The following is an 11865-nucleotide window of genomic DNA, read 5'->3' on the forward strand; positions in this document are numbered from 1 at the left end:
TGTTAAAACCAATCCCCCGGTATTACTGCATTAAACTCCAGCTAGGTTGCTTAACAGTTGTGATGCAATAAATAAATAAATGACCACACCCGTAGCATCGCAGACGGAGGTGATTAGGGGCGCGCTCGCGCTGGCCGGGTCAAAACCCATTTTGTTTAATACAAAGGGTAAGCTCATGCCGATGACACAACCAATCATGACGATAGTGACCATGCTCAATGCCAGCACCAAAGCAACCATCTCATCGCCCCTGATGTAACCTAGTACAGATACCGCCGCCGCCATGGTGCCACCTAAAGCAAGTGCTACCAAGGCCTCTCGTCCAAGTAGCACAAACCAGTCCTTCATCACGACCTCGCCGGTAGCTAGAGCACGCACCATCAGGGTGGCTGATTGTGAACCTGCGTTACCGCCACTATCGACCAGAAGGGGCAAGAAAAATACCAGTACTAGGTTGGCGGCAATAATGTCTTCAAAGTGAGCAATGCCTGCACCGGAAAACAAGTTACCAAAGACTAACAACACCAACCAGAATACGCGTTTACGATAAAGCAAGCTGATACTGGCTTGTTTCATATTACCTAGAGACGTAGTTACACCAGCAGATTTGTGGAAGTCATCGGTGGCTTCTTCGCTAGCAACGTCCATCGCGTCATCGTGGGTGACGATACCGACCAAGTGTCCGTTATTGTCGGTAATAGGTAGCGCAATTAAGTCATAGCGCGCGATACGCTTAGCAATATTTTCTTGGTTATCATCCACGTGACCGCTGACCAAATCGCTAATCATTAAGTCCTTAATCAGCTTGGCGGGATGTGCCAAAATCAAATCACGCAGCGAAACTACGCCAATCAAAGTGCGCTCTTCGTCAGTCACATAAGCGTGATAAATGGTTTCCGCATCTGGAGCTTCAAGCCGTAGTGCGTTAATAGCTTCAGCGGCGGTCATGTCCTGTTTGAGCATGGCATAGTCGGACGTCATCAGTGCGCCGGCTGTGCCTTCTTGGTAGGCAGAAAGTTTGCGGATATTTTCACGCTCGGCGTGCGCCAAAACAGGGAACAGAGCGTCGCGCTGTTCTTGGTCTAAGCGCTTAAACATGTCAGTACGCTCGTCAGCGGGCATTTCACCCACCAGCTTTGCCAGAATAGCGCGTGGGAAATGACGCGAAAGAATGACCTGCTGTTCGGGGTCCAAATAACTAAAAATTTCTGCTCGCTTTGGTAGACGCTCCAGCAAACGCCACACCAAACTCGCTTCAACTAATTCTATAGCATCGGCAATATCCACCGGACGCAAACCTTTAAGCAGCTCAAGCGCGCTGTCGAATTGGTTGTCTTGGATAGACTCGCTGATGACCAGCGCAATATCTTCGTGGGTGATGCTCATACTGTGTCTCCAGGCTTAGCTGTAACTACCTAGAAACGAACATTAAAGGGGGACAAATGTCGTCAATACGAGGTGGTCAGCAAAGCCGCTGATAATCTAGGTGGGATTGCCCGAAAAATGTTGGGCATAAACAAAAACTTTCCATAAAGGCCTTAAATAGAGTATTAAACCGCTTATGTGGCGTGCGCATGGTATGGGAAATTAATTGCCATAACAAGCCTAAGGTCTTTCGTGCATTAGTTCGGTGGTATGATTGCGGCTTTATTTAAACTTTCAAAAGAGGTTTACACATGCTGAAACTGGCGGTCTTTGGTAACCCTATTGCGCACAGTAAATCACCACAAATTCATCAGCTATTTGCCGAGCAAATCCAGCAGCAAATTAGTTATGAGCCAATTTTAGCGCCGTTGGATGACTTTGTTGGTTCTGTGACTGAGTTTTTTCAAGAAGGGCGAGGAGCCAATGTTACGGTACCTTTTAAAGAGCAGGCTTTTGCTTGGGCGAATGAGTTAACCCCAAGAGCGCAGCGCGCTAAAGCTGTAAATACCCTGATAAAACAGGTAGATGGTGCGATTTTGGGCGACAACACAGACGGAGTTGGCTTGGTTAATGATTTGCTAAATCAAACCGTGGTGTTGCGCGGTAAAAAAATATTGATTCTGGGTGCCGGTGGTGCCGTACGCGGTATTTTGCAACCATTGTTGGCGCAGCAGCCACAAGAGCTCTGCATCGCTAACCGCACGGTAGAAAAAGCCGAGCAGCTGTGTACTGAGTTTGTTGATTTAGGTCCAGTGGTGGCTTGTGGCTACGACTGGATCGAAACGCCTGTGGACATCATCATCAACGGCACTTCTGCGAGCCTGCACGGTGAGTTACCGCCTATAGCACCCAGTCTTATTAAAGCCGGACATACGCTGTGTTACGATATGATGTACAGCAAACAGCCTACAGCGTTTAACCGTTGGGCGACTGAGCACGGCGCGGGACAAACTCTTGATGGCTTAGGTATGTTGGTCGAGCAAGCAGCAGAAGCATTTTATCTGTGGACTGGCGTGCGTCCTGATTCTCAAGCAGTTTTAGCCAGCATGCGTGCGTCTTTATCCTAATCCTGCTTGCATTTGCAGCTAGGCAGGACGAATAACCTGTCCGCTGAGTAAATCTTTAATGCAGCTTGGCTGAGTGTGCTCCCCCAGTGGGGCATTTAACACAGCATCGAGTTGCTGATGAAAATACTGTTCAACGCGTAAGCGGCTACTAGCAGCAGGATGTCCAGTTGGATTGGCTGAAGTAGACACCAAGGGACCGGTTAAGCGACATAGCTGCTGTACCAAAGGGTGCGCGCTGACTCGCAGCGCCACAGAATTGTGTTGCCCGGTAATCCAATTAGGCAGGCGGTTGTGGTGCGGAACCAGCCAAGTGTTTGGTCCGGGCCAAGAGTTATACAGCTGTTGCATTAGCAAGTCCGGTAAACCTGCCAGTAACTCAGCAAACTGTGTTATATCGGCGGCTACAAGAATTAAACCTTTGCTTACGCAGCGTTGTTTTAGCGCCAAAACTCGCATCACAGCCGCTTTATTCCATGGGTCGCACCCTAGCCCCCACACCGCTTCTGTTGGGTAGGCGATTACGCCTCCGTGCTTTATTTTTTGTGCGGCTTGTTGTAGCTGCCATGTGCTGTGCATTGCGTTCCAGCTTAAGAGTGGACTATCAGAGAATTATAACTCAAGACCAACGTTGATCATGGTTGCGGCTGTACCCAGTAAAAGAATCTCGGCACCCAGCCGACGGTATTTTACTCCAAGCGATGGAATAACAGCAGGTGCGATTTCAAAGCGGTTTAAAGGAATTTTATCGCGATACTCCCCTTTGTAGCCGTACAGCAGTCCTGCGGTTACTTTGCCGTAAAAAGGAGTGCCGGCAAAATCAAACCTTTTACCCGTATAGCCATAATAGGAACGCCTGCCAAAAGAATGTCGGAACGTCGCGCCGCCAAGCAGGTAACTGTTTGCTGTGTGGCGCTCTAAACCAATTAAATCTTGGTTGTTATTATGCTCAGGTTTGGGGTTAAAGTGTTTAGTGTACAGGCTGGTTTGGATATACCAGTAGGGTTCAGCCGGTACGGGTTTAAATAGAACATGAAGATAAGAAGATAGAGTTTTTTTAGGCGCTGACTCGATTGTTTTGTCCTGCGTGGTTTCTTGCTCAGCGTAAGCAGTTGAGTATGAGGATAGAGTCGTAAGCGTTAGCATGCATGATTTTACCAGTCTCCAGCTCATTGTGCTCCTTAACAGAAAAGTGTGTGCCATAAGCACTAAGATGATTTTTTGGGCAGATAGTGCCACAAGCCTGCTTTAGTGTAAATTTTACCGTCTAGCTCAAGCTCAGTGAGTTGTTGCAAGACGGTAGGCATGTCTAGCTGTAATTGCTGCGCAAGTTCGTCGTTACCCATGGGGTTGCTTTGCAATAGAGCGAGTAAAGCGCAGGGCGCGGTTTCTGCTGGCTTGGGCTCTGAGTCATGTATGGGCGTACTAAGCCAATGTTGCCAAGCACCTAGAATATCCTGTACGCACTCGACCAATACAGCACCATCACGCAACAGTTGATGACAGCCTTTGCTGCCGGGGTAGTGAATTGAGCCGGGAATGGCAAATACATCGCGATTTTGTTCAGCAGCGTAACGTGCGGTAATCAAAGAACCGCTGGCTAAACCAGCCTCAACAACTAAAACACCCAGCGATAAACCACTAATAATGCGATTACGTTTTGGGAAATTAGCTGCGATTGGGCTGACATCTAAGCAAAACTCTGAAACCAGTGCGCCGCTGGATTGTGCAATTTGTTCACGCAAGGCGTGATTGGATTTCGGGTAAGTATGCCACAAGCCTGTACCTACAACGGCGAGCGTGCAGCCACCGGCTTTCAGTGCGCCCTGATGTGCTGCGGTGTCAATGCCTGAGGCTAACCCACTGGTGATTGCACAACCTGCTGCGGCCAGTGTTTTGGCAAAATGATAGGCGGTCTGTTTGTTAGTGGGAGTAGCGTTGCGGCTGCCCACAATAGCAAGCTGTGGCATGGCTAGCGCTTTTGGATTGCCTTCCACAAACAGCACAGCTGGGGCGGCGTGGGTTTCGCTGAGCAAAGCCGGATAGTCTAAGCTGTCGTGCAAGATGAGGTGATGCAGAGGGTGTTCAGCCCACTTTAACGCTGCCTCAGCTTTTTGTAGCACTTCATTACTTTGACTAAGGGTTTTGCATTGTTCAGGCAGACCAAGTTGTAGCCATGCTGAGGTGGATGCTGCCAGTGCAGCTTCGGCGCTTGAGAAATGATTGAGCAGTAGCTGAAAACGCTGTGGGCCAATTTGGGGCGTGGCGTGCAAACAAAGACGCGCGTGCAGCTCGCGGGCAGAAATATCCTGTGCCATAACAACTTCCTTGTTAAATCAAACAAGGCGTGTAGAAACACGCCTTGCTCAGTCTTGTTACGGGTTTTTAACTTTATCCATAACGGCTAGTTGACGGCTAGCGTAGAGTACTAAGCCGTAACTGATTTTGTCGTAGGTGCGAAACACCATCAGCAGGCCAGAGCGCTCGTCTGGGATTTTTACCTTATCGCCGGTAACACGGTCGCGCACGGTTTCACCTGTTTTGTAAACGGCTAGCACGCTGCCCTCTACCAGTCCGTCACGCGTACCCTTGTTGATGGTGACTACGTCGTACTGACCAATTTGCGAAACACCGCGAGGTACATCAAGAATCACGCCGTTAATTTGTTCTTTGGGTTCGCTGGGAAAAAAGGTTGAGTTGATCGTTCTTTCTTCAGTAGCAAACAAGCGGTCAGCGATACGTACTTCCTGCGCGGTACGGCTAAGGACTAAAGTGCCTATTTCGCCCTCACTTGAAATGATGTCGCCCGTCCCAATGTAATCAGCATTGATACCTAAAAACTCTTGAGTCTGTGGATCAGTGTATACACGGCCTTGGCGGAAAATGTTGTAGTTTTCATCAGGAGCCAAAGAGCCGCGCGCATAGATGCGATCGCCTTTGCCGCTAAGCACGCGTTCTGCATTACCGGCGACTATGTAAGGAGCGCCCTCAAACTCTGCGACAGAGTTAATAATGCGGTTGTTGATTAAGAAGCTATTAATGCTTTCTAAAGGAATGGTTGGGATAGCCTCTGCCATTGGCGTACTACGCACCTTGGGTGATAGCTTGACAGTACCGCGGCTTTCGCCACGATTGAGCATGATGCGTGGTTGGCCATCAATATAAACCAGACTTAGAATATCGCCGGGGTAAATAAGGTGTGGGTTGGCTACTTGTGGGTTGGCATGCCAAATCTCAGGCCATTTCCATGGTTTGCTAAGAAACTTGCCTGAAATGTCCCATAGAGTGTCACCTTTAACAACGGTATACTTGTCTGGGTGGTTATCTTTTAACTCCACTTGCGCTTGCACTAATCCGGCAGTGACTAGCAACAACAGAGCGACTAATGTTTTCCTCATGTAATGATTCCCTTTAGCATAGGCAGATTGCTGGAGTGACCCATAAAGATTACTCCAAAATCTTTAGAATTGAAGCAGTATTACATCAATGCATGTAATAATAACAGTGCAAATTAATTTTATTCCACAAGTACATCACAAACGCATATGGCAATTTTAAAAATACTTGAATTCCCAGATCCGCGCTTGCGCACCATAGCGCAACCGGTGGTTAAGGTCGATAATCAAATACGTGAACTGGTCGACGATATGTTCGAAACCATGTACGACGCGCCGGGGATTGGCTTAGCTGCTACTCAGGTGGATGTGCATCAGCGTATTGTCGTTATGGACTTATCGGATGATAAGTCTGAGCCCTTAGTGTTCATCAACCCTGAGTTTACTGTGCTTACTGAAGAAACCGACGTATATCAGGAAGGTTGTTTGTCGGTGCCCGGGTTTTATGAGGATGTACAGCGGCCGCAGCGAGTCAAAGTGAATGCTTTGGACCGTAATGGTGAGCCCTTTGAGATCATCGCAGAAGGTTTGTTGGCCATCTGTGTGCAGCACGAGTGCGACCATCTCAACGGTAAGTTGTTTGTTGACTACTTGTCTAACCTCAAGCGCAACCGTATTAGAAAAAAACTCGAAAAACAGCACCGCCAAGCGCAGCAGTAAGCCCAGCGCTATCATTTTGTTCAAGGAATGCAATGTCAGATTCAGCCCGTATAGTGTTTGCCGGTACGCCGGAGTTTGCTGCTCAGCATTTACAAGCCTTACTCGACTCCCAGCATAAGGTGGTGTCGGTTTACACCCAGCCGGATCGCCCTGCAGGACGTGGGCAAAAGCTGGTGGCCAGTCCGGTCAAACAACTCGCGCTGGCGCACGATATTCCCGTGTTACAACCGCAAAACCTACGGACTGAAGAGGCTCAAGCTACGCTTGCTGAATTCAAGGCAGACTTGATGGTGGTCGTAGCTTACGGGCTGATTTTGCCGCAAGCCATTCTCGATACCCCACGTTTGGGCTGCATTAACAGCCATGCCTCGTTGCTGCCACGTTGGCGAGGGGCAGCGCCCATTCAGCGTGCCATCGAAGCGGGTGATGCCGAAACCGGCGTTACAGTGATGCAGATGGAAGCCGGTTTGGATACTGGCCCAATGCTGCTAAAAGTAGCGACACCTATTGCTGCTAGCGACACCGGCGGCAGCCTGCATGACCGCTTAGCCAGCATGGGCCCGCCTGCCGTACTAGAGACCGTTGCGCAACTCTTAGCTGGCACGGCGCAGCCTGTTATTCAGCAGAATGAGTTGGCTACCTACGCGCACAAACTAAGCAAAGGCTGTGCATTCATTGACTGGCAACAGCCGGCACAGGTCATTGAGCGTGCTGTGCGTGCCTTTCATCCTTGGCCGATTAGTCATACGCTGCTGGGCGAGACCAGTATTAAAGTACATGCTGCGCAGGTGGTTGAGCAGCAGGGCACACCCGGCAGTATTCTGCAGGTCAGCCGCGAAGGGTTGCTGGTGGCTTGTGGGCAGGATGCGTTGTTAATCACGCAGATGCAGCTGCCTAACGCGAAGGCGTTGGCGTTTGCGGATATTTACAATGGTCGTGCTGATCTCTTTACTCTGGGTCAGGTGCTGGGCGCATGAATCCACGCCTCGCTGCTGCCCATGCCCTAACTGCAGTTCTTAACGGTAAAGCCTCGCTCGCAGGCAGCTTGCCCAACGTGTTGGCTAAAGTCACCGTGCGCGATCGCCCGCTGGTGCAAGAGCTCGCGCTGGGCAGTGCGCGTTGGTATCCGCGTTTGGAAATCCTAGCCGCACAGTTTTTAAGCAAACCCCTGCGTAAAGCCGATCAAGACGTACAGGCGTTGCTGATTATTGGTCTGTACCAATTGCTCTATACCCGTATTCCGCCGCATGCTGCGATTAGTGAAACCGTTGACTGCGCTAAAACCTTAAAGAAACAATGGGCGCAAGGCATGCTCAATGCCGTGTTACGCCGCGCCCAAGCGGAAGCTGAAGAACTGTTGCCGCAACTGGAAAAAGACCCTGTGGTGCTCACGGCGCACCCGCGCTGGCTACAAAAAGCCTTGAAAGCACACTGGCCTGAGCACTGGTTGGACATTTGTGCCGCCAATAACAGCCATCCGCCGCTGACTTTGCGGGTTAATCAACAGCATATGAGCCGTGACGACTACGTGCAGCAGCTAGCGCAGGTTGGTATCGCCGCGACAGCGACGCCTTTTAGTCGCCACGGCGTGCAGTTGGCGCAGGCCTGTGATGTGACCGAGCTGCCCGGCTTTGTCAAAGGTTGGTGCAGCGTGCAGGACGAAGCAGCGCAGTTGTCCGCCGATTTGTTGGATGTGCAACCCGGTCAGCGTGTGCTGGATGCTTGTTGCGCGCCCGGCGGTAAAACCTGCCATATCCTCGAAACTCAACCCGCTTTTGGCCAGTTGGTAGCGGTGGATTTAGAAGCGCACCGCCTGCTTCGAGTGGAAGAAAATTTACAGCGTTTGGGCTTAAAGGCTGAACTCAAAGCCGCGGACATTCGCGATCTGGACGCTTGGTGGGATGGACAGCCCTTTGCGCGCATCTTGTTGGATGCGCCCTGTTCGGCGACCGGCGTGATTCGCCGCAACCCCGATATCAAACTCACCCGCCACGCCGAAGATATTCCTGCGCTGGCGCAATTACAGGGCGAGTTGTTAGAGGTATTGTGGTCGACCTTGGAGCCCGGCGGTGTACTGCTGTATGCCACCTGTTCGGCTCTACCAGATGAAAACACCCAAGTGATTGAGCAGTTCTTAACCCGTACCGCTGACGCGCAAGAGTGGCCGTTTGAGCTGGCGTGCGGGATTGCTCAGCCGCGTGGGCGACAGCTGTTGGCGCAAGCACATGGGCATGATGGGTTTTATTATGCACGTTTACGAAAAGTTAACGCACCTACCCAGTAAACGCCTCGCTTAAGCATTTATGGATTGTGCCTCTGCACCAGCAAGCGTGCTTTAATAGACACCTAATAACAGCAACAACAGCTATCACAGAGGTCGTTGATGAAAATTATCATCCTGGGCGCAGGTCAGGTGGGCGGAAATTTGGCTGAACAACTCGCCAATGAAGCTAATGATATTACCGTAGTGGATACGGATGCTGAGCATTTGCGCGAGCTGGGTGAGCGATTAGATATTCGCACGGTAGCAGGGCATGCTTCTTTTCCGACTATTTTGCGCCAAGCAGGAGCCGATGACGCCGATATGCTGGTAGCTGTGACCAACAGCGATGAAATCAACATGATTGCCTGCCAAGTAGCGCATACCCTATTTCGCACGCCGACTAAAATTGCCCGTGTACGAGCGACGCAGTATTTAACCCGCGCCGATTTGTTTGCCCCAGATGCTTTGCCCATTGATGTGCTCATCAGTCCTGAGCAAGTAGTCACTCACCATATTAAGCGCCTCATTGAGCACCCGGGTACTTTGCAGGTCATGGACTTTGCCGACGGCAAGGCGCAGTTGGTCTGTGTGCGCGCCCACTATGGCGGTCTGTTGGTTGGGCAGCAATTACGCCAGTTACGCGAACACCTGCCTAATGCCGATATTCGTGTTGCCGCGATTTTTCGCCGCGATCGCCCCATCATCCCAACTGGCGACACCGCTATTGAAGTGGACGATGAAGTGTTTTTTATTGCCGCGCGCCACCGTATTCGCGAGATGATGAGCGAACTTAGAAGCGTAGAAGTGGGTTATCAACGTGTTGTAATTGCTGGTGGTGGTCAAGTAGGCGAGCGCTTGGCAGAGGCTATCGAAAGCCATTGTCAGGTTAAGATTATTGAAATGAATCCCGCGCGCTGTCGTCACTTATCGGGCACTCTCGACAGCACGCTAGTGTTGCATGGCAGCGCTTCGGATCGGGAACTGTTGATTGAGGAAAATATTGATCAAGCAGATTTGTTTATTGCCGTAACCAATGATGATGACGCCAATATCATGTCTTCTTTGCTGGCCAAGCGACTGGGTGTGCGCAAAGTCATGGCGCTGATTAATAACCCTGCTTATTTGGATTTGATGCAGGGCGGTGCGATTGATATTGCTATCAGCCCTCAGTTGGCGACCCTTAGTGTACTGCTTGCTCACGTACGCCGCGGTGATGTGGTCAGTGTGCACTCACTACGCCGTGGCGCTGCCGAAGCCATTGAAGCTATAGCCCATGGGGACAATAAGTCCAGCAAGGTCGTAGGGCGTAAAATCAGCGAAATACGTTTGCCACCTGGCGCTACCATTGGCGCAATTATTCGTGACGAAGAAGTGTTGATGGCCGATGATGGGCAAGAAATTGCCAGCGGTGATCATGTAATTTTATTCGTGGTGGACAAAAAACATATTCCTGCTGTGGAGCGTTTGTTCCAAGTAGGATTAACTTTTTTCTAAGTGAGCTGAGAATTATGCATTTTGCCGCCCTAGGACGTATTTTAGGCATGCTATTGATGCTCTTTAGCTTGACTCAAGTCCCGCCCTTGCTCATTGCCCTGTACGACGGCGGTGAGGCCAAATACAGTTTTTCGCTGGCATTGAGCATTACCCTGCTGACGGGCTTATGCATTTGGTATCCGTTACGCCACCGGCGCGAAGAGTTGCGCGTGCGTGATGGCTATGTGCTCACGGCATCGTTCTGGTTTGTGCTGGCAAGTTTCGGGGCGATGCCTTTTTACTTGTCCTTACGACCTGAAATGGGCTTGGTCGATTCCATCTTTGAGGCGTTTTCTGGCTTAAGCACCACCGGTGCGACGGTGCTAACAGGCATCGACAGCCTGCCAAGAGCAATTTTATATTACCGCCAACAACTTCAGTGGCTAGGAGGCATGGGTATCGTTGTGTTAGCCGTTGCCATAATGCCTATGCTTGGTGTGGGCGGCATGCAGTTGTACCGCAGTGAAATTCCGGGGCCGGTGAAAGACAACAAGCTCTCACCGCGTATTGCTGATACGGCAAAAACCCTCTGGATTATTTATTGCGGCCTGACAGTGCTCTGTGCGCTGGCTTATGCCATGGCGGGCATGAGTTGGTTTGATGCCATCGGCCATAGCTTTTCCACTATTGCCATTGGCGGATTTTCTACCCATGACGCCAGTATTGGCTATTTTGATAGTTTCGCCATTGAGCTGATCGCTGTTGTCTTTATGGTGTTATCAGGCATGAATTTTGGGCTGCATTTTTTGGCGTTGCGAAGTCGCTCCCTTAAGGCGTACTTGAAAGATCCGGAATGTATGACCTTCCTAAAAATACTCAGTGGTGCAGTGGTAATCACTGTTTTTGTTTTGGCATTTTACCAGCAATATTCAGCGCCGACCGACACACTACGCCACGCATTGTTCCAAGTGGTCAGCGTTGCTACTACTACCGGCTTTGCCGTAACAGACTTTAGCGGCTGGCCCAGTTTTTTGCCGTATTTTTTGATTTATATATCTTTTATTGGTGCTTGTGCAGGCTCGACCGGCGGTGGCATGAAAGTGATGCGTGTAATGCTGATGTTCCGCCAAGGTCAGCGTGAAATACAGCGCTTGTTGCATCCCAATGGCGTGTTTATGGTGAAGATGGGCAAGCGTACCGTGCCTGACCGAGTGATCGAAGCCGTTTGGGGGTTTAGTGCGGTTTATTTGGTAACTTTCTTTACCTTGATGCTGGCTTTGCTTGCCTGCGAGCTGGATCCCATTACCGCTTTTTCTACTCTAGCCTCGTGCATGAATAATCTGGGACCCGCGTTGGGCGAAGCGTCACTACATTACGCAGAGCTGCCCAGCAGTGCCAAGCTTATACTCAGCGTAGCCATGATTTTAGGGCGTTTAGAAGTCTTCTCCCTTCTAATCCTCTTCACCCCCGCCTTTTGGCGGTATTAAAGCAGTGCCAACCCACAAGACCTGCTCCTGTAGATACCATCTCTCCGAACCGTCCGTAAAGGGTTAGCTAACCACTTGCGGGCGGTATTCGCTTTGAT

General features: G+C 50.4%; 11 protein-coding genes. 6 read left to right on the top strand and 5 right to left on the bottom strand.

Annotation, left to right across the window (positions count from 1 at the left end):
* Positions 1-30: 30 nt before the first annotated feature.
* Positions 31-1386: a magnesium transporter gene (gene mgtE / locus QEZ41_RS05290; RefSeq protein WP_289410347.1), complete on the bottom strand. Its 1356-nt coding sequence runs from the start codon at positions 1384-1386 to the stop codon at positions 31-33.
* A 290-nt stretch (positions 1387-1676) separates the two neighbouring features.
* Here mgtE and aroE point away from each other — a divergent pair, with 290 nt between their 5' ends.
* A complete protein-coding gene (gene aroE / locus QEZ41_RS05295; protein WP_289410348.1) occupies positions 1677-2492 on the top strand; it encodes a shikimate dehydrogenase in 816 nt (271 codons plus the stop codon).
* An 18-nt stretch (positions 2493-2510) separates the two neighbouring features.
* Here the strand turns inward: aroE and tsaC are convergent, their stop codons facing one another.
* Genes tsaC through QEZ41_RS05315 form a run of 4 tightly spaced genes read right to left on the bottom strand, consistent with a single transcriptional unit; the run spans position 2511 to position 5887 of the window.
* Positions 2511-3068, bottom strand: coding sequence for an L-threonylcarbamoyladenylate synthase type 1 TsaC (tsaC, locus tag QEZ41_RS05300; RefSeq protein ID WP_289410349.1), 558 nt, complete (start codon positions 3066-3068; stop codon positions 2511-2513).
* Positions 3069-3101: 33 nt separating this feature from the next.
* Positions 3102-3662 (bottom strand): sn-glycerol-3-phosphate transporter, encoded by a 561-nt coding sequence (locus QEZ41_RS05305; RefSeq protein WP_289410350.1) that lies wholly within the window; start codon positions 3660-3662, stop codon positions 3102-3104.
* 35 nt (positions 3663-3697) lie between these two features.
* A complete protein-coding gene (dprA, locus tag QEZ41_RS05310) occupies positions 3698-4807 on the bottom strand; it encodes a DNA-processing protein DprA (protein WP_289410351.1) in 1110 nt (369 codons plus the stop codon).
* A 57-nt stretch (positions 4808-4864) separates the two neighbouring features.
* The gene (locus QEZ41_RS05315; RefSeq protein WP_289410352.1) at positions 4865-5887 is read right to left on the bottom strand and encodes a LysM peptidoglycan-binding domain-containing protein; all 1023 of its coding nucleotides are present in this window, start codon (positions 5885-5887) and stop codon (positions 4865-4867) included.
* 147 nt (positions 5888-6034) lie between these two features.
* Here QEZ41_RS05315 and def point away from each other — a divergent pair, with 147 nt between their 5' ends.
* The 5 genes from def to QEZ41_RS05340 all read left to right on the top strand — a co-directional run bounded on the left by def (position 6035) and on the right by QEZ41_RS05340 (position 11767).
* Complete coding sequence (def, locus tag QEZ41_RS05320; RefSeq protein WP_289410353.1) at positions 6035-6544, top strand: peptide deformylase; 510 nt, start codon at positions 6035-6037, stop codon at positions 6542-6544.
* Positions 6545-6576: 32 nt separating this feature from the next.
* A complete protein-coding gene (fmt, locus tag QEZ41_RS05325; protein WP_289410354.1) occupies positions 6577-7521 on the top strand; it encodes a methionyl-tRNA formyltransferase in 945 nt (314 codons plus the stop codon).
* Entirely contained in the window at positions 7518-8828 is a 1311-nt protein-coding gene (rsmB, locus tag QEZ41_RS05330; RefSeq protein ID WP_289410355.1) for a 16S rRNA (cytosine(967)-C(5))-methyltransferase RsmB, read from the top strand. Before fmt ends, rsmB begins: the two co-directional genes overlap by 4 nt.
* 99 nt (positions 8829-8927) lie before the next feature.
* A complete protein-coding gene (gene trkA / locus QEZ41_RS05335) occupies positions 8928-10301 on the top strand; it encodes a Trk system potassium transporter TrkA (RefSeq protein WP_289410356.1) in 1374 nt (457 codons plus the stop codon).
* Positions 10302-10315: 14 nt separating this feature from the next.
* Positions 10316-11767, top strand: a complete 1452-nt coding sequence (locus QEZ41_RS05340) for a TrkH family potassium uptake protein (protein ID WP_289410357.1) — start codon at positions 10316-10318, stop codon at positions 11765-11767.
* Positions 11768-11865: the final 98 nt, after the last annotated feature.

Origin of the sequence: Thiopseudomonas acetoxidans (genome assembly GCF_030362935.1) — a bacterium.
GTDB lineage: Bacteria > Pseudomonadota > Gammaproteobacteria > Pseudomonadales > Pseudomonadaceae > Thiopseudomonas > Thiopseudomonas acetoxidans.